Source organism: Janthinobacterium sp. B9-8, assembly GCF_000969645.2.
In the GTDB taxonomy this organism is placed as follows: domain Bacteria; phylum Pseudomonadota; class Gammaproteobacteria; order Burkholderiales; family Chitinibacteraceae; genus Iodobacter.
Map to the genome: position 1 here is coordinate 4,036,927 of NZ_CP014222.1, position 20,146 is coordinate 4,057,072.

Sequence of the window (20,146 nt, forward strand, 5' to 3'; positions counted from 1 at the left end):
GGCCTTGATGCTTTTATGAGGCTTAATTAATTAATTGAGCGGCTTGCTGGCAATCGGGCCGCTTAGGCCATTAATACCTAAAGTTTTAAGCATATCCCACTCCCCTTTAGTTTGAACACGTTCAGCAATAGTCAGAATGTCATGCCCTGAAGCAATGCCGATAATGGCTTTCACAAGATTTTGATTGCCAGGGTGCTGATCAATTCCTTGAATAAAGCTGCCATCAATTTTCAGATAGTCTAATTGCAATTCGTAAAGCTGAGGAATGCTACCAAAGTGGCGGCCAAAGTGTTTAATCCCTACTTTGCAGCCTAATGGTCTGATTTTTTGAGCGAAGTTAGCTAAGGCGGTAATTTCATCTCTGAAGCCAAACTCATTGACTTCAAACCAAAGGCGATGCGTTGCACCTTTATGCTGGCTTAAGATGGCCAGCAGCTCTTCAATAAATTGCTCATCTGCAATCGATTTTGCTTCCAGATTGATCGCTAGCTGGGCTTCGTGCAATTTCAGCTCGTCGCAAGCCAGCCTGACTGACTCCAGATCCAGAGTATTACTCAGCCCAAGGCGGCTGATAAAAGGCATAAATGTGCCTGCTGTGAGCAATTCATTACTTTCCGGATGCCGTAATCGCAGTAATAACTCGCGGTGCAAGGGTTGTCCATCAATTAAAATGGCCGGGAAAGAAGCCAGCTCAAAGCTGTGGTTTTTAAATGCTTTTTGCAACAAAGGCTGCCAGTCTTGTGCGGGCAAGGCACGGTTGGCACTGGCGCTGCTGACATGGCCTGTGCCATTGGCTCCGCTGCTTTCTGCCTGGGCAAGTGCCTGGTCTGTACCGGATAATAGCTGGCTGATACTGTCATTATGCTGATAAGTCGCAATGCCAATCGCCGCCAAATCATCTGCGTCAGTTAAATTATGGCTCCGTAGCTCCGCCAAGCCTTGGTGAAGCTCTTTGGCTAAATTAAGGCCCTGCTGGCGATCAAGGCCGGGAGCAAGCAAAGCAAAGTCTGCGCCATTTAAGCGCGCTACCAAGCGATCAGGCTCTTGTCCTGTTAAAGAGGCTAATTGCCCTGCCGCCATTTGTAAAAACTGATCAGCTCGTTCCCGCCCTAAGCGGCGGTTTACATCGGCTAAATTATGCAGGCGCATAATGAGTAAAATGCCACTCGGCGCGGCCTCATCGTCTTCTAGTGTTTGAGATAAACGTCCCATAAAGAAGTTGCGATTAGGCAGCTGGGTGAGTGGATCCCGGTTGGCTTCACTGCGCAGCGCATCAATGCGTGCAGCTTGTTCGGAAAACATCGTTTTTACGCGGCTCACCATTGTGTTCATGGCGTTGACGACACTTTTTAATTCTTTATAACGCGGTTCCGGAATGGTAATAAAGCGTCGTTCGCTAATCGCTTCAGCCTGTTCAACCATTTGGGTAATTGGTTTTTTTACCCAATTAAGTAAAATTTGTAAACCTGCACCACAAACAAGCCCAGCACCAATAATCCATACAAAAAGACGCATTGCGCCTTCCCATAGAGCCTGATAGGCAAAGCGAGAATGGGCGACGACGGTGATGGTACCTGCTTGCTTCCAGCCATCGCTGACTTGTGCTTTGCCAAAGGCAATTTGCAAGGGAAAAGTTTTTACAAACCAATTGGGCACGCCATCGGCTTTATCGTTATTTGTTCGCTCTACCAAGGTTTTTCCGTGGTTGTCGCTAAAGCGGATCAGCTCAAAGTGGCCGGTATCGAAAAGAGCGGCTACATTCAGTTCGATCGTGGCAGGGTCTTTACTTTGTTGCGACATTGAAAGCGCTAAGGAGGAAGCATTATCGTTGCTCTGTGTAAAGAGCTGCTGCTCTAGATAACCACGAGCGGTGTAGACACTCACAATAAAACTACCGGCAAAGGCCACCAAGGTAGCCAGAATGATCATTATCCAGAGCTGGCGAAAGAGTGACATGGTATTTCCTTGCTAGAGCTGGGCATTTATTCGGTATTTCAATGCCCGTTGAATAGAATAGTTTCAAATTTTATAGTGCTGTATTGTGAACTACATATTTAATCTGTTTCATAGCCTTCGGCTTTCATTTTTGAAATTAAATCTTTCCAGCGAGATAGTTTATCGACTGGGCCTGTTGGCTGTGCGGCAGCACCAGTAAAAATGCCATCACTATTAAAACTAAATACAGGTGTTAAATCAGGCCGGCGTGAGGCAGGCCGAATATCATTTAGTAAATTATCAAGGACTAATGGTTCTGCATCGGCCGTGGCGTAATAGGTAAGAACCATATGCGCCTGGCTAATATTACTTGATGCACCGCCGATTTTAGCTTTAACGTAAGTAAGCCGTAGTTTCTCTTTTGCAACACCTAGTTCTTTTAAACTGAAATATTTAATGATCGCGAAATCCTCGCAATCTCCGGCGCCTTTGCCTATGGTTTCAATGGGGGTAGCCCAATAATCGGCAGCACTCCAAACAGTTTGATCGTCGCTAAATTGAACTCTGCGATTAAAGAAGTCATTAACGCGCTTTAACTTATCAGGCTCAGCAACATTACGCGCATCATTGGTCAAAGTTTGCCAGTCACTGAATAGGCGAACGGGGGTTTGGCCCCAGCGCTGCACTAAGGATTTTTGCAAACGATCAAAGTCAAGGTTAGAAGCAGCAGGCAAGGCGAAAGATAGGCCAAGAAAGAGCCAGATTGCTTTTTTATGTAAGGGATAGGGAGTGCGCTGATGCATCTGTCTAAATAGTTTTAGGGAGCTATTCTTATAGTGGGTTAATTCACTACAATTGTCCAACTTACAATTATAAATGTAATGGGCGAAAGAATAATGGTAAGGTTATAATTTACCTGTATCAATCAATAAGATAATTCAGCTCAATGAGCTGCTACATAAAAAGTACTACTTGTGAATTACACATGGGATTAATCAATATGAATCTGAAACTTTGCTTTGCCCTTGCTTTGGCATTCAGTGGAATAGGTGTGCAAGCTGCCGCCCCAGCTACTTTGCAAGATGCGGCGGAGCGGGCCATTACTAATAATCCGGAGTTGCGTGCTCGCTGGTTTGAGTTTCGCGCCTCAGTTGAGGATGTTGCTGCTGCACGTGGTGGTTATTTGCCGCAGGTGGATTTTCAAGCTTACGCCGGACGAGAGTGGCAAAAGCGGCCAAGCGGCGATACCGGTGGATTTAATCATCCCGGTGCTTCGCTGACTTTGCGCCAGATGTTATTTGATGGTTTTGCGACAAGCAATGAAGTTCAGCGCTTAGGCTATGCAAGGCTCACTCGTTATTACGAGCTGCTCTCTTCATCAGATCAGGTTGCGTATGAAAGTGTGCGCGCCTATCAGGATGTGCTGCGCTATCGGGAATTGGTTGCCCTTGCTCAAGATAATTACGCATTACACAAAGAAATTTTAGGCCAGATCGAAGAGCGGGTTAAAGCCGGTGTAGGACGACGGGTTGATTTAGAACAAGCCTCTGGTCGTCTAGCTTTGGCTGAATCTAACTGGCTGACAGATTTATCTAATTTGCACGATGTATCTGCACGTTTCCAACGGATTGTAGGTGAAGCCCCTGCTGCCTCATTAGCTCCCGCACAAGATTTACGTGCGGCTTTGCCTAAGGAAGGCAATGCTGCTTTAGCAATGGCTTTAAAACAGAACCCAGGCTTTTTGGCGGCGGTCTCGAATATCCGCTCGGCCCGTAGTGATGCAGAAACCCGCAAGTCAAATAACTATCCAAAACTTGAATTAGTTGCTAAGCAAGCGATTGATAGCGATCGCGATAATATCAACGGCACTTTTCAAGATCGCACGATTCAGCTTAATTTGAATTACAACTTGTTCAGCGGTGGCCGTGATAGTGCACGTACGCGTGGTGCAGTTGAAAAGCTTAACTCGGCTTACGAGCTGCGAGATAAAACATGCCGTGATATTCGTCAAACCACGCAAATTGCCTGGAATGATGTGCGTCGCCTGAACGAGCAAATGAAGTTCCTCGATCAGCATCAGCTTTCTACTGAAAAATCACGTGATGCTTACCGTAAGCAATTTGATATTGGTCAGCGCACCTTATTGGATTTATTAGATACAGAAAACGAATTATTTACTGCTAAACGTGCGGTTGTGGCTGCGGTTTATGATTTGAAAACGTCTGAGGCAGGTATTTTAACGCAGACTCATCAATTGCTTTCTGCATTAAAGTTGGTTCCGTTGGAAGCCGCAATGCCGGAAGCACTTAGTGACAACCAGCTGGATGATGAGCGCGTGCGCTGCAGCGCAGAGATGCCTGTTGCGTACAATATGGACCGGGATGCGGTTATGGCGAATCGCCCATCGCTAGCGCCTGCCGCTGCAGCCCCTGAAGTGCCTAAAGATGCCGTACCCGTGAGCAAAGATCTAACGCAGTTTGGTAATGATCTGGCTGATAAATGGTCGAAAGCTTGGGCAGAGAAGCGGGTTGATGATTACTTAGCGTTTTATGCGGATAGCTTTGTACCAAGCAACGGTATGAGTGTGGATAAATGGAAAGCATTCCGTCGTGCACGTGTAGCCAAGCAGGGCGATTTGACGATTACTCTGGATAAAATGAAGCTGAAACAAATAAGCGAAACCCAAGCAGAAGCAAGCTTTAGCCAAAGCTATAAATCTAAGGATTACACCGATGTGGTGGGCAAAACTTTAGAGATGGTGAAGCAGGGCGGGCAGTGGAAGATCAAATCTGAGAAAGTGACTAGCGGTAAGGCATATTAATTTTTTATAGCGCTTAGTTTTTAAATGGGCCTTCTTCGGAAGGCCTATTTTTTTGCCAAGAGCGGCTTGCTCACTTATATAGTCAGTTTTTTGATTGATGAGTGCTTACGCTTCTTTCCGCCGACTTAGTGATCTATAAAGGAATAGCTCGTTATTGGGGACGAGCTACGGAGGCTAGCTCATGGCGGATATCGCAGCTGAATTACAAAACACCGTTTTGATTAATGAGAATATCAAGATGGTGATTTGGAATTGTTTTGAGATTAATTTAATGGGTTTAAACGCGATTTTATTGGCTAAAAGAGCGGGCCGTATGGCGCGGGGCTTTGGGGTGATTTCTGGTGAGTTACGTGAATTATCTTTGCAGTTACAAGGCAGTATGAACCGACTGAGTAGTGCCAGCCAAGATATGCTGGCAGAGTCGTCGCACAGCATGATCCAGGACCGGCGCAGTCAAATGTTGGCGCACACCTCCGAGCTATCTACTGAAAACACGTGCTATTTGGCGGAAACACTTGGACGAAACCGTAAGGCTGCAGATGAGAATTCTGAACGCTTACGCATGGTGCATCAGCGCTTGGCAGAATATATTGATGAAGCTTACCAAGCCTGTGTTTTTGGTGTGGTTATTGCGCGTGCAGCCAGAATTGAATCGGCCTATTCGGGCGAGCATTCGAATGTGCTGGCAGAGCTATCCAATGATTTTGCCCGAAAAGTGGATTCTATCGTACCAAGGTTAGAAGAACTGAGGCGTATCTCTGGGAAGATGAAATGAAGAAAGCGCAAATACTGTTTGAGCAGGACGATCATCGTTGGTTTGCTATTTCACGCGATCCGGAGCGGCCCAATTATTTAATAGATACCAATGAGTACGTGATCAGCAATACGGGTGAGGCTTTAATTACCAACCCCGGTGGCTTAGAGATTTTTCCAGCGGTGTTTTCTGCAGTGAGTACCGTGATTGATCCGCGATTAATTCAAGGTATGTTTGCCTCGCATCAAGACCCGGATGTGGTTTCTTCACTTGCCCTCTGGTTAGAATTTAATCCAGAAATGAAGTGTCATATTTCTGAGCTATGGGTGACATCTGTACCGCATTTTGGCGGCAAGCCAGAAACCATGAGCCCCATTTCGGATTTAGGGCGGGAGATTGTGGTGGGTAGTGCGCATTTAAATGCAATTCCAGCTCATTATCTACACTCGCCCGGCTGTTTTCATCTGTATGACCCACTGGCTAAGATTTTGTTTTCCGCCGACATCGGCTCTGCATTATTGCCTGAGGGTAATAGTGATTTATTTGTGACTGAGTTCGATCGGCATATTCGTTTTGCAGAAAGCTTTCATAAGCGCTGGATGGGCTCTAACACCGCAAAGCGAGCCTGGTGTGAGAAGGTGGCTAGCTTAAAGATAGATATGATTTGCCCGCAGCACGGCTCGGTATACGCAGGTGAAGATGTTGAGCGTTTTATTAATTGGTTTGACGAGCTGCATGTAGGACTTTTTTGATTGATTGGTTTGAGGAATTTTCTGTGGGGGCTGGAAATGCGTGCATTCAGCCCCCATGTCAATTTCTTAACTAATAAAGCATTCAAGGAAGATGATGAGTATCACCGTTAATGGCGTTGAAATTACCGATGCAATGATCGAAGCTGAAAGCCAGCACCATCAAGATGCACCATCGATGTTGGATGCCACCATTCAAGAGCTGATTTTGCGCGAGCTGTTGCTGCAACGCGCCGCTGGCCTTGCTATTGAAGCGGGCAGCCCGGAAGAAACCATTGGTTTATTGCTGCAAACAGAAGTAAAAGTGCCAGATGCAGACGAGGCCGCTTGTCAGGCATATTACGATAATAATCCACAGTCTTTTGTGCGTGGTGAAATGGTTGAAGGCAGCCATATTTTGTTTAAGCCAAGCGAAGAAGGCTCTTTAGACGCGATTCGTGCAACCGCCAATGCGGTTTTGGCCGATGTAAAAGCCAATCCGGAAAAATTTGCAGCGCTGGCTCTTGAACATTCAGCTTGCCCGTCTGGCCAGCAAGGCGGCAATCTGGGCCAGTTTGGCCGCGGTCAAATGGTGCCTGAATTTGAACAAGCGGTATTTAGCTTGAATGACGGCGAAGTGGCTGCTGATCTGGTAGAAACTCAGTTTGGTCTGCATATTATTCGCGCAGGCAGCAAAGTAGAAGGTGCAACCGTTTCTTTTGATGAAGTTAAAGAAAAGTTGGCCGAGTTTTTAAGCAATATGGCCACACGCCGTGCAATGAATCAGTACCTGCAAACCTTGGTTAATGCAGCCAAGATTGAAGGCTACACTTTGCCAGGCACAGAGCCAGCCGTTGCTTAATTCTGTTGTGGTATTGTTTTAGAGGCATGCTCTTTTAGAGCAATACTTAATGGTCAGCGATGCTGGCCATTTTTAATTTTGCTGATAAAACAGTGCAGCCATGACGCCGGCAGGGCTTGGATTAAGCCTGAAAAATACTAAAAATGCATAAATTTTGTAAGTCATTACGATAGATACAGCGATTTTTATCGCAAACTGATGGATAATCAGCGCGTTTCTTTACGGGTTTACCCTTATGGCCGATTTGCATCAGTTTATTGAAGGTTTTCGTGAATTCCAACAGCAATACTTTGCTGGCGAAACTGCTTTGTTTGACCGTTTACGAGCAGGCCAGACACCAACCACCGTGTTGATAGGCTGCTGTGACTCCCGCGTTGATCCCGCCATCCTGACCCAATGTGCGCCTGGCGAGATGTTTATTATTCGCAACGTGGCCAATTTGGTGCCTCCTTTTGAGCAGGGGACTACCAATCAAGGGGTATCTGCAGCCTTGCAATACGCTGTTACTGTGCTGAATGTCAGCCGTATTGTGGTGCTTGGGCATAGCCACTGTGGGGGTATTAAAGGGCTGATGGATAGCTCGGATATTGTAGAGAAAGATGATTTTCTTGGCCGCTGGATTCATATTGCCAGCAAGGCAAAAGAGCGTGTCCTGCAACAACTGCCTAACGCGGATAAAGCCATCCAGTATCGCGCCTGCGAGCTGGAAGCGATCCGTGATTCTTTAGATAATCTTGAAACTTTCCCATGGATTAAAGAGCGTTTGGGCACTGATGCACTGAGCGTGCATGGCTGGTTTTTTGATTTTGAGCACGGCGCTTTGCTGGGCTTTGATGATGAAACTAAGCAGTTTCAGCCGCTTGTCAGCGCTTTGCCTGCGCAGGATTTTTCTATCAAGCTTTAATGAAGAGTGAGGCAAAGCTGGCCAGCAGCAGGAGCGCTGGGTTGAGCGATATTCCATGCACTCTTTTTAAAATAAGGAGTTATTGCCTTAAAAATGCGTGAAATTTCTCTTAAACCAAACTTCTCCTCGCAGCTGCCGTTTGAATCTGATCCGCCGCCTGCGCTGCCCTCTGCTCAGTGTGTGTTAGGTATTGCAGGCTGGTCGGGCAGTGGTAAGACCACGCTGATAGAAAAATTACTGCCAGAATTAGCGCTGCTGGGCCTCTCAGTGAGCGTGATCAAGCATACCCATCATGCAGTGCAGTTTGAGCCTGAGGGCAAAGACACCGCGCGCTTTCGGGCTGCGGGTGCAGGGGAGGTATTGCTGGCATCGCTTCAAGGCTTTGCGCTGCTGCATCAGGGGGCTTTGCCACTTAATGAATTGCTGCCCTGCTTAGCGCCGGTAGATTTAGTTTTGGTAGAAGGCTTTAAAGCGGCCGCTATCCCCAAAATAGCAGTCTGTCGTGCCGGTTTTCCCGTCTTAGATGATGAGCACATCATCGCCATTGCCAGCGATTTCTCGCCGGATAGTCACCTGCCTGTTTTCGATCTTAACCAAGCTGCAGCGATTGCAGCGTTTATTGCTGCGAGTTGCCATGCTGGATTTTGATAAAGCCTTATCCCGTTTATTATCGCAAGCCCGTATTTCACAGGCTGCTGAAACATTATCTTTAAATCAGGCCTGTGGCCGCGTGTTGGCTGAAGATGTGGTTTCGCAAATGGCTGTGCCTGCTTTCGATAATAGTGGCATGGATGGCTATGCACTGAATATGGGTGAGGAGTGGCGCGCTTGTTTTTCGCTGGTGCAGCGAATTGCTGCGGGTGAAGTGGGCCAGGCATTGGGTTTGGGGGACGCCGCTAGAATTTTTACAGGTGCGCCTATTCCGGCAGGGGCGAATGTGGTGGTCATGCAGGAAGACTGTCGCTGTGAGGATGGGCTGGTTTATATCACTCAAAAAGTAAAACTAGGCGCCAATATTCGTTTGCGCGGTGAGGATATTGAAGCAGGCACGGTGATCCTGCCCGCTGGCAGTCGCTTAAGCGCAGCGGCGATTGGTCTGGCTGCGTCGATTGGCGTGGCGGAGCTATCTGTAAAGCGTCCCTTGAAAGTAGCGCTCCTATCGACGGGGGACGAGCTGCTGGAGCCGGGCCAGCCGCTGACGGCAGGCAAAATATATAATTCAAACCGCTATGCAATTACTGCTTTATTAGATGATTGCATCGTCACCGATTTGGGCATTGTTCCTGATGATGCTTCTTTGACTAGAAATATTTTGCAGCAGGCCGCTAAAGAGCACGATGTGCTGATTACTTCGGGCGGCGTTTCGGTAGGCGAAGAAGATCATGTTAAAGCGGTGGTAGAGCAGCTTGGCACATTAGATTTATGGAAAATCGCTATTAAGCCGGGCAAGCCATTTGCTTATGGGCGAATTGGTGAGTGCGATTTTATTGGCTTACCGGGGAATCCTGTTTCTAGTTTTGTTACCTTTCTTTTATTAGTTCGCCCTTTTTTATTGGCTCGGCTGGCTTGTTTAAATACAGAGCCATTGCGCTTTAAGCTAAGCGCTGCATTTGAATGGAAAAAAACCGGCAATCGCCGCGAATTTTTGCGGGGCAGATTAAATAGTGAGGGGCAGGTAGAGATTTACCCTCAGCAAGGCTCGGGGGTATTAACATCTGTGGTATGGGGAACGGGTTTAGTGGATATTGCCGTGGGCGAAACGATTAGTGTCGGAGATAAAGTGACGTTTATTCCTTTATATGGCATGCGTTGAATCGGGGGATTAATGCTATGCTGCAATTTATTCCATTTACGTAAGACTCGCGTTAATTACGGGATCTTGATATGAAAGTGAATCTTCGGCGTAGCATTTTACTTGGCTTACTTTCCCTGCTCGCGCTGCCCGTATTGGCAGGTGGTTTTGATTTACTTTCCGAGCGTGATGCCTCAGGTGGTTTAAAAGAAGCGTTGATGCAAGGCGTGAGCAATGCCACTTTGCAATTGAGTAAAAGCGATGGCTTTTTAGCCAACGAAAAAGTCCGTATTCCCTTACCAGATACGATGCGCCAGGTAGAGCCGATTCTGCGCACTTTAGGCTTAGGGCCATCGATCGATGATTTGCAAATCTCGATGAATCGCGCAGCAGAAGCCGCCGTGCCCCGTGCTAAGCAATTACTGATTAATGCGGTTAAAAAAATGAGCGTGCAAGACGCAAAAAATATTTTGCTAGGCGCAGATGATGCCGCTACGCAATATTTTAAATCGGTAAGCCAGGCGCAGTTGTCTGAACAATTCTTACCGGTAGTACGGCAAACTACTTCAAAGCTGCAGTTGGCTCAGCAATACAATACGCTAGCTGCCAAGGCGTCAGGGTTGGGTTTGCTGAAAGCTGAAGACGCAACTGTGGAGCAGTATGTAACACGCAAAGCTTTAGATGGCTTATATCTGGTGATTGCCGATGAAGAGCGCGCGATTCGTCAGGATCCGCTGGCCGCGGCGGGTAAGCTCGCTAAAAAGACATTTGGTTTACTGACGGTAGGCCAATGAAATATTCGTAATTTAGGCCCTTAATCAATGATTCGTATTTTATATTTTGCCCGGTTGCGTGATGTATTTGCTTGTAGCGAAGAAGCGCTGCCCCTGCCTGTGCCTGCTACGGTTGCGGCCTTGATTGCTATTTTGGTAGAGCGTGGTGGGGTTTGGGCAGATGAACTGTCGGGGAGTAAGGTATTTCGTGTTGCCATTAATCAGGAAATGGCGAGCTTGCATGAGCTGATTCCGGCCCACGCAGAGGTGGCGATTTTTCCGCCTGTGACGGGGGGATGATGGCTGAGATCCGAATTCAAGTACAAAGTGCAGATTTTGATTTTGCTGCCGAATACGCTCGCTTTGATGGCAGGGCCGAGATGGGCGCGATGGTCGCTTTTGTCGGGCGGGTGCGGGATCTGGATGGCAGCATTACTGCGATGAGTCTTGAGCATTATCCGGGCATGACAGAAAAATCACTGGTCAAAATTGTTGATCAGGCGTGTGATCACTGGCCTTTACAGGCGGTTACGCTGATTCACCGGGTAGGCGATTTACGCGCTGCGGAGCAAATTGTGCTTGTACTCACGGCATCAGCTCATCGCCAGGCTGCATATGAAGCCAATGCATTTATTATGGATTTTCTAAAAACACAGGCGCCATTCTGGAAAAAAGAAGGGAGTGGCGCTTGCCTGGAATGGGTTGATGCACGAGAGAGCGATCAGAGCGCGCTCGATCGCTGGCAGTACTTGAGGGTGGTTTAAGATGATTTTGGATGCAGTCATTCTGGCTGGCGGTGAAGGGCGTCGTATGGGCGGGCGCGATAAAGGCTTGGTTGAGCTTTCAGGTAAACCTTTGGTTGAATGGAGCTTAGAAGCACTATCGCGGCAGACTCGGCTTGTGGATCATATTTTGATCTCGGCAAATCGGAATTTGCCCGATTATGCGCGCTTTGGCTCGCCTGTTTTACGCGATGTTTATCCCGGCCACCCCGGACCTTTAGCAGGCATTCATTCTGCTTTACTGGCGTCCCCCGCGGAATATCTGCTGGTTTTGCCTTGCGATGTGCCTTTCTTGCCTGCTGATTTGGTAGGCAGGCTGTTAGAGTGTATAGAGCAGAGCGAAGCACAGGTGGTGGTAGCACGTACACCTGATGGGCAAATCCATCCAACGATTTGCATGTTGCGGCATGATGTATTGCCATCTTTGATGGATAGATTATCGCGGCAGGAGCTTAAATTATCGGCTTGGCAAGAAAGCCTGAAGCTTCAGTATGTTGATTTCCCTGATTTGGCTTTTCCAAACCTGAATACCCAAGATGATTTAGCCGTATGTGCGGCACGTTTATCTGGGGTTGACACCATCCCTATGCCTTACCGGCCCACCGATCAGAATCAAGCTGATACGCCATCGGGGCTAACGCATTTCAACGCTAATGGTGAAGCGCATATGGTTGATGTGGGTAGCAAAGTAGATAGCCACCGCATTGCTCGGGCCGTGGGCGAAATTCGCATGTTGCCCACTACCTTGCATTTAATTGAAACGGGCAGCCATAAAAAAGGCGATGTGCTTGGCGTGGCACGGATTGCAGGTATTATGGCTTCTAAACGTACCGCCGATTTAATCCCGCTTTGCCATCCGATTCCACTGACCAGTGTGAGTGTTGATTTTGTGATTGATCGGGCGGGCAGCCTAGTGCGTTGTGAAGTGACGGCTGAAACAGTCGGGCGTACAGGCGTAGAAATGGAAGCGCTGATGGCGCTCAATGTGGCGCTGCTAACTATCTACGATATGTGCAAAGCGGTAGATCGCGGCATGATTATGTCGCAGATTCGTCTTCTGGAAAAACAAGGCGGTAAATCCGGGCATTGGCAGGCTAGCCATACGATTTAATTTTTGTAGCGGTGGGCACAAGAGCTACTGGCCCACCTGTCAAAGCGTATCTTATGCAAATCCCAAGAATGCACTTTTGCTAAATGCCACACCAATAATATAAGCAAAGGTGAGTAGCGACGCGATCAAAGCACAGGTGCGGATGGTTTTGGTTTTGCCGCGTTTTAGTGCAATCGTCCCCAATACAATATACACCAGCAAGCCAACTACCTTGGCACCCAGCCATGCTTTGGGCCCCGGATACATCATCGCTAAGCTTATTGCACTAATTAAAAGTGCAGTATCGATAATATGCGGGGTAATACGAAAGAAGCGTTGTTGCAAGCGTGCAGATTCAGCCAGCATTAATCCCCCGCGCAGTAAAAATAGCCCTAGTGATAGGGCAATAAACAGCATATGTAGATGTTTTACAGCAAGATATTCCATCGTGAGGGCTCTCTCGTGCGAAAATGGTGAGTTCTGCATCTTAATGACATGTGCTCGTCTTGAGTATTGCGATTATTTGTATTTAATCAAAATATGTTTATTTGATGCGCGATGCCCTTGTGAAAGATGCAGCTTGCCTGCTTAGAATTTCAGGCAAGCATGGTCAGTGGAATGAAAGGATAACAGTGTATGGAAGAATTACGTTTATCAAAGCGCTTAGCTGAACTAGGTCTTTGCTCGCGCCGTGAGGCCGATGAATATATTGCCAAGGGCTGGGTAAAGGTCGATGGCGTGGTGGTGGATGTATTGGGTAGCAAGGTTTTACCTAGCCAGACCGTGACGCTAGAGCCTGCGGCAAAAGCCACTCAAGCCGGGCGTGTGACCATTTTGGTGAATAAGCCGGTGGGCTATGTGTCTGGTCAGGCAGAAAAAGGCTACACCCCTGCGGTAGCGCTGGTGGTGCCGGATAACCATTGGGAGGGGGACACCAGCGGTATTCGCTTTGTGCCGCCGCATATGCGCGATTTAGCACCTGCCGGGCGTTTGGATATCGATTCGGTAGGTTTGCTGGTGCTGACGCAAGATGGCGTCGTGGCAAAGACCTTGATCGGTGAGAACTCGAATGTTGAAAAAGAATATCTGGTGCGTGTGTCAGGCCAGCTTTCCAGCGAGGGGATGAAAAAGCTGAATCATGGCTTAAGCCTTGATGGCAAGGCGCTGAAGCCTGCTCGTGTAAGCTGGCAAAATGAAAATCAGCTGCGCTTTATTTTGAGAGAAGGCAAAAAGCGCCAGATTCGCCGCATGTGTGAATTAGTCGGCTTAGAAGTGGTTGGGCTAAAACGGATTCGTATTGGCCGCGTCTTACTGGGTGATTTACCGCCGGGAAAATGGCGCTATCTTGCTGCCTCGGAGAAATTCTAATGCTCCGCGCACTGGTTTTAGTTTTGCTTAGCGGTATGGCTTACGCCACGCCCAATGAAATTACAGGTTCGTATCAATGCAAAAGTGGCGCGTCATTTTACGTGACCTCTAGTGCCGATATGGCGCATGTGCGTTTGCGTGTTGATGGCCGTATTTATGATTTGGATGAGCAGCGCACGGCCAGTGGCGCAGCTTGGGGTAATGGTGAGTGGCAGTGGTGGACTAAGGGCAACGATAGCTTTTTAGAGCGCAATTCCACCATTATTGCTAAAGATTGCCAAAAGAAATCGGTGCATTAATGTTGCGTGTGGATGTTTTATTAGTAGAGCAGGGGCTCGCCCCTTCTCGTACTGCTGCGCAAGGCATGATTGAGGCAGGCCGCGTAAGCTGTGCTGGCAAGATCATGACCAAAGCCAGTCAGAAGCTCGCAAAAGATCTGCCGCTCGTCGTAGCGAGCGACGAGAGCGATCGCTTTGTTTCCCGTGGCGGGTTTAAGTTGGCGGGCGCTTTAGAGCAGGCTGGTGTGGATGTGGCTGGCTGGCTGGTGCTCGATGTGGGGATTTCTACCGGTGGCTTTACGGATTGTTTGCTGCAAGCGGGAGCACGCAAAGTGATTGGGGTGGAAGTGGGCCACGGCCAGCTTCACCCAAAGCTGCTCAGTGATGCCAGAGTGGTGCAGTTTGAGGGCGTCAATGCCCGCCATTTAGCACCCGAGCTGATTGCCGGGGTGCAAGATGGGCCGCTGCAATTGATTGTGGGCGATGTGTCGTTTATCTCGCTGACGCTGATTCTGCCAGCACTGCGCTCCATGTTGCAGCCACAAGCCACGCTGCTGTTTTTGGTAAAGCCTCAGTTTGAAGTAGGCAAAGCAGGCATTGCCCGTGGCGGCATCGTGAAAGATGAAAGCCTTTACGTACAGGTAGAAGACAAAATAAAAACAGCCGCAGAGGCGGCTGGATTTACAGTTCAAAATTACTTCGCCAGCCCAATCACAGGCGGCGATGGCAATCGTGAGTTTTTTATTTATGCTCTTGCTGTGTAGATTGCAACAGCTGGAGAAACCCTCGTCCTGCCAACTTTAGGGAATTCGTAGGTTGGGTTACGCGAGCTTGTCCACCTAAAATCGGCGAACAACCCCGTTAACCCACCTTACGGGAGCATCACTCCGGCTCATTTTTCTTAAGCTGAGCTAATGGGGAGAAACCCCATCTTTCCTTACTTCTTTTCCTTTCCAAACAACTTCTCAGCGTCTTCCACTTCCTTGATTAAAGCGCGTACTTCTGGCTCTTTAAATTCCAGGATCGCTTCACGGAAGTAATCTAGGCTTTCCGGGTAGGAAAACGCAGCCTGGCGCATTAGCTTATGGGCTTTGCTGCTATTGCCACTGAGCGTTTCCATAATGGCTTGATCACTGAGCTGGCTAGGGTAAGGGCGAACTTGGTTGAGCCTGTCTAAAATCTGCAGCTTCCACGGCATGTCTTGCTTGCTGGCTACAATATAATTAGACAGCGCAAAATCAGCATAGAAATCGATTAATGGATTTTGCTTTAGTTTTTGCAAAGTCTTAATCCGGCCAGCGTTTTCTGCTGCTTTATCGGATGGATCCATAATCGGGTAAATCTGGATGTAGAGCAGGCCTCCAAATACTGCGGTAGCCAGCGCTGCAACGCCATAAGTGCTAAGGCTTGCACGCTCTACCCAGTCAGGTAGCTGTAGCTTGCGAGGTGCATCAGAGCGCATAAAGAACAGTGCTAATGCAAAGGGGCCGAGCAGGTGGTAATACCAAAGAGGGTATTCAACTAGACTATGCAGCACCGAAACGATGACCATCGCCGCGCCAAAGATTTTGACTGGATCGTGTTCACGCTTCAGTAAGGCCACAAACATCCACAGGATGCCGCCCGCCATCACCAGAGTACCTGCCAAGCCTGTTTCGGCCATGATATTGAGCAGCGAATTGTGTGCGTGGGTAAACAGCACGCTTTCTTGCACAATGGCAAAAGCAGGATTGATTTGCAGGGCAATACTTTGTGATGGATACGCTGCCCAGCCTATGCCCAGCCAAGGATGGGCCAGGAAAGTGATCCACGCTTTTTGCCATTCAACAAAGCGGCGCGAGCCATTGGAATCGAGGCGATCAAGCCCTGTAGGTACTTCATTTTTAGCGTGTAGCAGCGATTGCAAAGCATCGTTCACCCAGGGGGCGACAAATTGCATCACTATAATTAGCACGGCGCAGGCTGTGAGCAACCAGCCAAAGCGGCGTACGCTGTCTTTGCCCAGCCATGCCGACAACAACCCAAATACCAGCCATGCACTGGCATACATGAGCGGTGAGCGTGAGCTGCTCCAGGCAATGGCAAGCGCCAGCCAAACTGCTACGGGCCAGAACCAAGTTTTAGGCAGTTCTTTCTCGGCGGTTAACCATGCGGCGGCGGCAAGCCCCCAAGTTAAATAATGCCCATATAAATTCTTTTGCCCTAAATGGCCAAAGATGAGTCGCGGGCCATTTTGGATTAGCTCAATCACCTGCTGTATGGATACCGCAGAGTTGAAAATCGCTCCCGCGAGTAATCCCCAGGCAAAGTAGGTAGCGAGTTGCATTTTGCCAAAGTGATCTGTTGCCCGTGCCAAGGCCCACACCGAGAATGCTGCGGTGAGCGCATAGAGAATAGGCTCAGTGCGATCAGACCAATACAACACCGGCATCAACACCATTTGCAGCGCAATCACGGCAGCCAGGCCAAACCAGATTAGGCTGGCATAGGGCGGGCTGGATTTCTCACGGCGAGGCAGCAGGGTGGCGGTGAGCACCATCAGGATTGCCAAGACTAAAGCGGCTAGCTCGGATGGAAATACTGGATTGGGCTGATAACGAAAAGGAATGCCGCAGGGCACTGCGGCAAGCAAAAACAGCAGGGTTTGGAATATTCGGAGTTGCGGAATCATGGGGCGCTTTCGATAGTTTTCTGGGGAGGTCGGTACAGCCAGCTTGCAACCAGCACACCTGCTTCAAACAATAACCAGAGCGGGATAGCCAGCAGGCATTGAGATACCACATCAGGCGGCGTAACAACAGCGGCGATGACAAAGGCCCCGACGATAACATAGGGACGAATCTCTTTCAGCTTAGCAATGCTGATAAAACCCATCCGCACCAGCACAATCACCAGAATGGGCACTTCAAAGGTTACGCCAAACGAGATAAACATGCCGATGGCAAAATCAAGATACTCACCCGAATCGGGCAGCCATTGCATGGATGCCGGTACAACAGAAACAATAAAGGAGAAGACCACGCCAAAAACGAGGAAATAGGCAAAGCCCACTCCCAACATAAACAATAGGGTGGATGCCAGCACCAGCGGCAAAATTAGCTTTTTTTCATGGGCATAAAGCCCCGGAGCAATAAAGCCCCATACCTGATAGAGGGTATGCGGCAGCGTAAGCATAAACGCCGCCATCGAGGAGATCTTGATTTGCAAAACAAAGGGTGAGGCAATGCCAATGGTAATTAGTTTTTGATTGGGCAAAACATGGGCAAGCGGGGCCACCATCAGATCATAAAGCTGTTCGGAAAAAGCAAAACAGGCAATAAATCCAACTAAGAAAACCGCAGCAATACGCACAATCCGCGTACGCAGCTCGATTAAATGCACTAAGAGGGGCTGGAGGTTATCCGTCATTGTTTAACGCCGATCTGGCCTGGAGCCTGAAAGAGGAGGTGCGGGAGGAGCGAATAAATCACCCTGAGGGCCGGGCGGAATCTCAACCGTTTTTGCAGCGAGCGCTTGAGCCGCTTGCTGATCGGTTTGAATTGCTTCTTCCGGGGGCGGATCGGATAGAGCCTGAGCTGCTTCTTCTAAGGGCTGGTGGATGGTCTGGCTAAGCGCTGAGGCCTCGGCACGGATTTCTGCTTCAACCTTGGCTAATTCTGCCAGTTGAAACTCCTTATCCAGATCTGCTTTTACGGTCGAGATAAAGCGCTGTGCACGGCCAAGCAAAGCGCCAGCTGTGCGTGCAACTTTAGGGAGTTTCTCTGGGCCAACGACGATTAAGGTGACGGCGCCAATAACTATTAGCTCGCCAAAACTTACATCAAGCACGGGCCAGCCTTAGGGTTTGTTAATATCGACAGGTTTATCTTCTGTTTTGGCCGCCGGTGTTTCACCGTCTTTAATGCCATCTTTAAAGCCTTTGACGGCCGAGCCTAAGTCTTTACCGATATTGCCCAGCTTTTTTGTGCCAAACACTAAAACAACAATCACCAGTACCACTAACCAGTGCCAGATGCTGAATGAACCCATGATGTATAACTCCTATGCTTTATTGTGTGCTGATTTCTGAAACATGCGTGGATAGCGGCGTGCCGCCAATAATATGCATATGCAGGTGGAAGAATGTCTGCCCACCGCCATGCCCTGTATTAATAATGGTGCGATAGCCATCGCTTAAGCCTTGCTCCGCAGCCAGTTTTGAGGTGAGTAATAGCATTTTACCAAGCAAAGCCTGATGCTCCGCTGTCGCATGGGCTAAAGAATCAATATGAATTTTGGGCACCAGCAAAAGATGCACAGGAGCTACAGGATGGATATCGTGAAAGGCGATTACATCATCGTCTTCAAACACTTTTTTAGCGGGGATCTCGCCAGCCGCAATTTTACAAAACAGGCAATCGCTCATTGCTTATAGCTCCTTGCGAGCGTTTTTCTCATCAATGCCGGAGATGCCTTCACGGCGGGCTAATTCTGCCAGTACATCTTCGTGGCTAAGGCCAATATGCTCAAGCAGTACCAGCGTGTGGAACCATAGATCAGCAACTTCGCGAACAATATGCAGCTTATCGCCGTCTTTGGCCGCCATAATCGTTTCAACGGCTTCTTCACCCACCTTTTTCAGGATTTCGTCCGTGCCCTTATGAAACAATTTAGCAACATAAGAGGTGGCGGGGTCGCTGCCACGACGGCTGGCTAGTGTGGCGGATAAGCGTTCTAAAATGTCTGCGGAAACCATAGATCTCTATTCCTGATGCAATTCAGAGCTTGATTATATTGCTATTAGGTTACAAGTATGTGGCGAATATATGGAAATCTTGCGGATTTAGCGACGTATCTATCATTTTACTGATGCCGCGGTGTATTTTTAAACTGCTTTACCTATTTACTGTATTTATGGCTTATTTGTAGAGCCATAAATAGCAGACGGATCTTTGATAACTTGGTCTGTGATGACCCATTCGCCATTAAGCAGGGTGCGGAAAAAACAGCTGCTGCGGCCAGTGTGGCAGGCAATGCCGCCTACTTGCTCGATTTGGTAAATCAGTACATCGCCATCGCAATCAAATTGAATCGCCGACACGTTCTGAAAATGCCCCGATTCTTCGCCTTTATGCCAGAGCTTTTGTCTGGAGCGAGTCCAGTAGTGTGCGGTGTTTTTTTCGGCAGTGAGTGCCACGGCTTCGCGATTAGCATAGGCAAACATTAGCACCCGGCCGCTGTCTTTATCTTGGGCAATCACGGGTACCAGGCCTTTTTCATCCCATTTAATTTCATCTAACCAGCTCATAAACGAACCTCGATCCCCGCCGCCCGCATCGCTTCTTTGGCTTGGCGTATGGTGTATTCACCAAAGTGGAAGATACTCGCGGCCAGCACGGCATCGGCGTGGCCTTGGATCACACCATCTACCAAGTGCTGCACATTACCGACGCCACCCGAGGCAATCACGGGGATATCCACTGCATCGCTCACTGCACGGGTGAGTGGCAGATTAAAGCCGATCTTGGTGCCATCTCTATCCATACTGGTGAGTAAAATCTCGCCAGCACCCAATATCTGCATACGGGTGGCCCATTCAATGGCATCCAGCCCCGTAGCATTGCGGCCACCGTGGGTAAATACTTCCCAGCGTAATGGCTCGCCCGGCAGGCTGACTTGTTTTGCATCAATAGCCACCACAATGGCTTGGCTGCCAAAGCGATCCGCGGCGTCTTTGACCATTTGCGGATTGGTCACTGCTGTGGTGTTGATACTGACTTTATCTGCGCCTGCGTTCAGCAGACGGCGAATATCATCAACGACGCGCACGCCGCCGCCAACGGTGAGTGGAATAAACACTTGAGCGGCTACTTCTTCAATCACATGCAAAATAATATCGCGCTGATCGGATGAGGCGGTGATATCTAAAAAGGTGATTTCGTCTGCACCCTGAGCATCGTATTTCTTGGCAATTTCAACTGGGTCGCCTGCATCGCGCAGGCCCACAAAATTGATACCTTTTACAACACGGCCAGCGGTGACGTCGAGGCAGGGGATAATGCGTTTGGCGAGAGGCATGA

25 protein-coding genes and 1 pseudogene are annotated in these 20,146 nt (G+C 48.7%); 15 read left to right on the forward strand and 11 right to left on the reverse strand.

The genetic code is table 11. The annotated features are described in order from the left end of the window. Positions 1-30 precede the first annotated feature (30 nt). Both VN23_RS18170 and VN23_RS18175 read right to left on the reverse strand, forming a co-directional pair. The gene (locus VN23_RS18170; RefSeq protein WP_046351625.1) at positions 31-1,956 is read right to left on the reverse strand and encodes a bifunctional diguanylate cyclase/phosphodiesterase; all 1,926 of its coding nucleotides are present in this window, start codon (positions 1,954-1,956) and stop codon (positions 31-33) included. 98 nt (positions 1,957-2,054) lie between these two features. After that, positions 2,055-2,570 (reverse strand): transglutaminase-like cysteine peptidase, encoded by a 516-nt coding sequence (locus VN23_RS18175; protein WP_231743298.1) that lies wholly within the window; start codon positions 2,568-2,570, stop codon positions 2,055-2,057. A gap of 365 nt (positions 2,571-2,935) precedes the next feature. Here VN23_RS18175 and VN23_RS18180 point away from each other — a divergent pair, with 365 nt between their 5' ends. The 12 genes and pseudogenes from VN23_RS18180 to moaC all read left to right on the forward strand — a co-directional run bounded on the left by VN23_RS18180 (position 2,936) and on the right by moaC (position 12,462). Beyond that, a complete protein-coding gene (locus tag VN23_RS18180) occupies positions 2,936-4,756 on the forward strand; it encodes a TolC family outer membrane protein (protein WP_197432952.1) in 1,821 nt (606 codons plus the stop codon). A gap of 181 nt (positions 4,757-4,937) precedes the next feature. Next, positions 4,938-5,531, forward strand: coding sequence for a hypothetical protein (locus VN23_RS18185; protein ID WP_046351627.1), 594 nt, complete (start codon positions 4,938-4,940; stop codon positions 5,529-5,531). Then, positions 5,528-6,262, forward strand: coding sequence for an MBL fold metallo-hydrolase (locus VN23_RS18190; protein WP_046351628.1), 735 nt, complete (start codon positions 5,528-5,530; stop codon positions 6,260-6,262). The genes VN23_RS18185 and VN23_RS18190 overlap by 4 nt, the downstream gene beginning before the upstream one ends. A 91-nt stretch (positions 6,263-6,353) precedes the next feature. Next, positions 6,354-7,100 carry a peptidylprolyl isomerase gene (locus VN23_RS18195; RefSeq protein ID WP_269465458.1) on the forward strand — a complete coding sequence of 249 codons (747 nt, stop codon included), beginning with the start codon at positions 6,354-6,356 and terminating at the stop codon, positions 7,098-7,100. A 235-nt stretch (positions 7,101-7,335) separates the two neighbouring features. Continuing rightward, positions 7,336-8,004, forward strand: a complete 669-nt coding sequence (locus tag VN23_RS18200) for a carbonic anhydrase (protein WP_046351630.1) — start codon at positions 7,336-7,338, stop codon at positions 8,002-8,004. A 93-nt stretch (positions 8,005-8,097) separates the two neighbouring features. Beyond that, positions 8,098-8,652: a molybdopterin-guanine dinucleotide biosynthesis protein B gene (gene mobB, locus VN23_RS18205; protein WP_082752841.1), complete on the forward strand. Its 555-nt coding sequence runs from the start codon at positions 8,098-8,100 to the stop codon at positions 8,650-8,652. Beyond that, positions 8,639-9,817, forward strand: coding sequence for a molybdopterin molybdotransferase MoeA (locus VN23_RS18210; RefSeq protein ID WP_046351631.1), 1,179 nt, complete (start codon positions 8,639-8,641; stop codon positions 9,815-9,817). Before mobB ends, VN23_RS18210 begins: the two co-directional genes overlap by 14 nt. Before the next feature lie 71 nt (positions 9,818-9,888). Continuing rightward, on the forward strand, positions 9,889-10,590 hold the full coding sequence (locus VN23_RS18215; protein ID WP_046351632.1) for a DUF4197 domain-containing protein: 702 nt from the start codon (positions 9,889-9,891) through the stop codon (positions 10,588-10,590). Between the two features lie 27 nt (positions 10,591-10,617). Then, the gene (locus tag VN23_RS18220) at positions 10,618-10,869 is read left to right on the forward strand and encodes a MoaD/ThiS family protein (protein ID WP_046351633.1); all 252 of its coding nucleotides are present in this window, start codon (positions 10,618-10,620) and stop codon (positions 10,867-10,869) included. Continuing rightward, positions 10,869-11,333, forward strand: coding sequence for a molybdopterin synthase catalytic subunit MoaE (gene moaE / locus VN23_RS18225; protein WP_046351634.1), 465 nt, complete (start codon positions 10,869-10,871; stop codon positions 11,331-11,333). Before VN23_RS18220 ends, moaE begins: the two co-directional genes overlap by 1 nt. A 1-nt stretch (position 11,334) precedes the next feature. Then, positions 11,335-11,886 (forward strand): annotated as a pseudogene (gene mobA, locus VN23_RS22220) (molybdenum cofactor guanylyltransferase MobA); the annotation flags it as partial. Between the two features lie 51 nt (positions 11,887-11,937). Then, entirely contained in the window at positions 11,938-12,462 is a 525-nt protein-coding gene (gene moaC / locus VN23_RS22225; RefSeq protein WP_046351725.1) for a cyclic pyranopterin monophosphate synthase MoaC, read from the forward strand. Between the two features lie 51 nt (positions 12,463-12,513). Here moaC and VN23_RS18235 read toward each other — a convergent pair whose 3' ends face one another. Continuing rightward, a complete protein-coding gene (locus VN23_RS18235) occupies positions 12,514-12,888 on the reverse strand; it encodes a SirB2 family protein (RefSeq protein WP_046351635.1) in 375 nt (124 codons plus the stop codon). Positions 12,889-13,077: 189 nt separating this feature from the next. Between VN23_RS18235 and VN23_RS18240 the strand changes: the two genes are divergently transcribed. The 3 genes from VN23_RS18240 to VN23_RS18250 are packed head-to-tail and all read left to right on the forward strand — an operon-like array spanning position 13,078 to position 14,851. Next, positions 13,078-13,809 carry a pseudouridine synthase gene (locus tag VN23_RS18240; RefSeq protein ID WP_046351636.1) on the forward strand — a complete coding sequence of 244 codons (732 nt, stop codon included), beginning with the start codon at positions 13,078-13,080 and terminating at the stop codon, positions 13,807-13,809. Further along, the gene (locus VN23_RS18245) at positions 13,809-14,108 is read left to right on the forward strand and encodes an MliC family protein (protein WP_046351637.1); all 300 of its coding nucleotides are present in this window, start codon (positions 13,809-13,811) and stop codon (positions 14,106-14,108) included. The genes VN23_RS18240 and VN23_RS18245 overlap by 1 nt, the downstream gene beginning before the upstream one ends. Next, positions 14,108-14,851: a TlyA family RNA methyltransferase gene (locus tag VN23_RS18250; protein WP_046351638.1), complete on the forward strand. Its 744-nt coding sequence runs from the start codon at positions 14,108-14,110 to the stop codon at positions 14,849-14,851. The genes VN23_RS18245 and VN23_RS18250 overlap by 1 nt, the downstream gene beginning before the upstream one ends. Positions 14,852-15,024: 173 nt before the next feature. Here VN23_RS18250 and VN23_RS18255 read toward each other — a convergent pair whose 3' ends face one another. The 8 genes from VN23_RS18255 to hisF all read right to left on the reverse strand — a co-directional run bounded on the left by VN23_RS18255 (position 15,025) and on the right by hisF (position 20,144). After that, complete coding sequence (locus tag VN23_RS18255) at positions 15,025-16,758, reverse strand: Wzy polymerase domain-containing protein (protein WP_046351639.1); 1,734 nt, start codon at positions 16,756-16,758, stop codon at positions 15,025-15,027. After that, positions 16,755-17,495 carry a twin-arginine translocase subunit TatC gene (gene tatC / locus VN23_RS18260; RefSeq protein WP_046351640.1) on the reverse strand — a complete coding sequence of 247 codons (741 nt, stop codon included), beginning with the start codon at positions 17,493-17,495 and terminating at the stop codon, positions 16,755-16,757. Before tatC ends, VN23_RS18255 begins: the two co-directional genes overlap by 4 nt. 3 nt (positions 17,496-17,498) lie before the next feature. Then, positions 17,499-17,915, reverse strand: a complete 417-nt coding sequence (gene tatB, locus VN23_RS18265; protein WP_052746552.1) for a Sec-independent protein translocase protein TatB — start codon at positions 17,913-17,915, stop codon at positions 17,499-17,501. A 9-nt stretch (positions 17,916-17,924) separates the two neighbouring features. Next, on the reverse strand, positions 17,925-18,116 hold the full coding sequence (gene tatA / locus VN23_RS18270; RefSeq protein ID WP_046351641.1) for a Sec-independent protein translocase subunit TatA: 192 nt from the start codon (positions 18,114-18,116) through the stop codon (positions 17,925-17,927). 19 nt (positions 18,117-18,135) lie between these two features. Beyond that, positions 18,136-18,492, reverse strand: a complete 357-nt coding sequence (locus tag VN23_RS18275; protein WP_046351642.1) for a histidine triad nucleotide-binding protein — start codon at positions 18,490-18,492, stop codon at positions 18,136-18,138. Between the two features lie 3 nt (positions 18,493-18,495). Further along, a complete protein-coding gene (locus VN23_RS18280) occupies positions 18,496-18,822 on the reverse strand; it encodes a phosphoribosyl-ATP diphosphatase (protein ID WP_046351643.1) in 327 nt (108 codons plus the stop codon). Between the two features lie 156 nt (positions 18,823-18,978). Beyond that, positions 18,979-19,374: a phosphoribosyl-AMP cyclohydrolase gene (gene hisI, locus VN23_RS18285; protein WP_046351644.1), complete on the reverse strand. Its 396-nt coding sequence runs from the start codon at positions 19,372-19,374 to the stop codon at positions 18,979-18,981. After that, on the reverse strand, positions 19,371-20,144 hold the full coding sequence (hisF, locus tag VN23_RS18290; protein WP_046351645.1) for an imidazole glycerol phosphate synthase subunit HisF: 774 nt from the start codon (positions 20,142-20,144) through the stop codon (positions 19,371-19,373). The genes hisI and hisF overlap by 4 nt, the downstream gene beginning before the upstream one ends. Between the last annotated feature and the right edge of the window lie 2 nt (positions 20,145-20,146).

Excerpts from the sequence above, each read along its gene's own strand:
- VN23_RS18170 (WP_046351625.1), bottom strand. The coding sequence starts at position 1,956 with ATGTCACTCTTTCGCCAGCTCTGGATAATGATCATTCTGGCTACCTTG.
- VN23_RS18180 (WP_197432952.1), top strand. The coding sequence starts at position 2,936 with ATGAATCTGAAACTTTGCTTTGCCCTTGCTTTGGCATTCAGTGGAATA.
- VN23_RS18185 (WP_046351627.1), top strand. The coding sequence starts at position 4,938 with ATGGCGGATATCGCAGCTGAATTACAAAACACCGTTTTGATTAATGAG.
- VN23_RS18190 (WP_046351628.1), top strand. The coding sequence starts at position 5,528 with ATGAAGAAAGCGCAAATACTGTTTGAGCAGGACGATCATCGTTGGTTT.
- VN23_RS18195 (WP_269465458.1), top strand. The coding sequence starts at position 6,354 with ATGATGAGTATCACCGTTAATGGCGTTGAAATTACCGATGCAATGATC.
- VN23_RS18200 (WP_046351630.1), top strand. The coding sequence starts at position 7,336 with ATGGCCGATTTGCATCAGTTTATTGAAGGTTTTCGTGAATTCCAACAG.
- mobB (WP_082752841.1), top strand. The coding sequence starts at position 8,098 with ATGCGTGAAATTTCTCTTAAACCAAACTTCTCCTCGCAGCTGCCGTTT.
- VN23_RS18210 (WP_046351631.1), top strand. The coding sequence starts at position 8,639 with ATGCTGGATTTTGATAAAGCCTTATCCCGTTTATTATCGCAAGCCCGT.
- VN23_RS18215 (WP_046351632.1), top strand. The coding sequence starts at position 9,889 with ATGAAAGTGAATCTTCGGCGTAGCATTTTACTTGGCTTACTTTCCCTG.
- VN23_RS18220 (WP_046351633.1), top strand. The coding sequence starts at position 10,618 with ATGATTCGTATTTTATATTTTGCCCGGTTGCGTGATGTATTTGCTTGT.
- moaE (WP_046351634.1), top strand. The coding sequence starts at position 10,869 with ATGGCTGAGATCCGAATTCAAGTACAAAGTGCAGATTTTGATTTTGCT.
- moaC (WP_046351725.1), top strand. The coding sequence starts at position 11,938 with ATGCCTTACCGGCCCACCGATCAGAATCAAGCTGATACGCCATCGGGG.
- VN23_RS18235 (WP_046351635.1), bottom strand. The coding sequence starts at position 12,888 with ATGGAATATCTTGCTGTAAAACATCTACATATGCTGTTTATTGCCCTA.
- VN23_RS18240 (WP_046351636.1), top strand. The coding sequence starts at position 13,078 with ATGGAAGAATTACGTTTATCAAAGCGCTTAGCTGAACTAGGTCTTTGC.
- VN23_RS18245 (WP_046351637.1), top strand. The coding sequence starts at position 13,809 with ATGCTCCGCGCACTGGTTTTAGTTTTGCTTAGCGGTATGGCTTACGCC.
- VN23_RS18250 (WP_046351638.1), top strand. The coding sequence starts at position 14,108 with ATGTTGCGTGTGGATGTTTTATTAGTAGAGCAGGGGCTCGCCCCTTCT.
- VN23_RS18255 (WP_046351639.1), bottom strand. The coding sequence starts at position 16,758 with ATGATTCCGCAACTCCGAATATTCCAAACCCTGCTGTTTTTGCTTGCC.
- tatC (WP_046351640.1), bottom strand. The coding sequence starts at position 17,495 with ATGACGGATAACCTCCAGCCCCTCTTAGTGCATTTAATCGAGCTGCGT.
- tatA (WP_046351641.1), bottom strand. The coding sequence starts at position 18,116 with ATGGGTTCATTCAGCATCTGGCACTGGTTAGTGGTACTGGTGATTGTT.
- VN23_RS18275 (WP_046351642.1), bottom strand. The coding sequence starts at position 18,492 with ATGAGCGATTGCCTGTTTTGTAAAATTGCGGCTGGCGAGATCCCCGCT.
- VN23_RS18280 (WP_046351643.1), bottom strand. The coding sequence starts at position 18,822 with ATGGTTTCCGCAGACATTTTAGAACGCTTATCCGCCACACTAGCCAGC.
- hisI (WP_046351644.1), bottom strand. The coding sequence starts at position 19,374 with ATGAGCTGGTTAGATGAAATTAAATGGGATGAAAAAGGCCTGGTACCC.
- hisF (WP_046351645.1), bottom strand. The coding sequence starts at position 20,144 with ATGCCTCTCGCCAAACGCATTATCCCCTGCCTCGACGTCACCGCTGGC.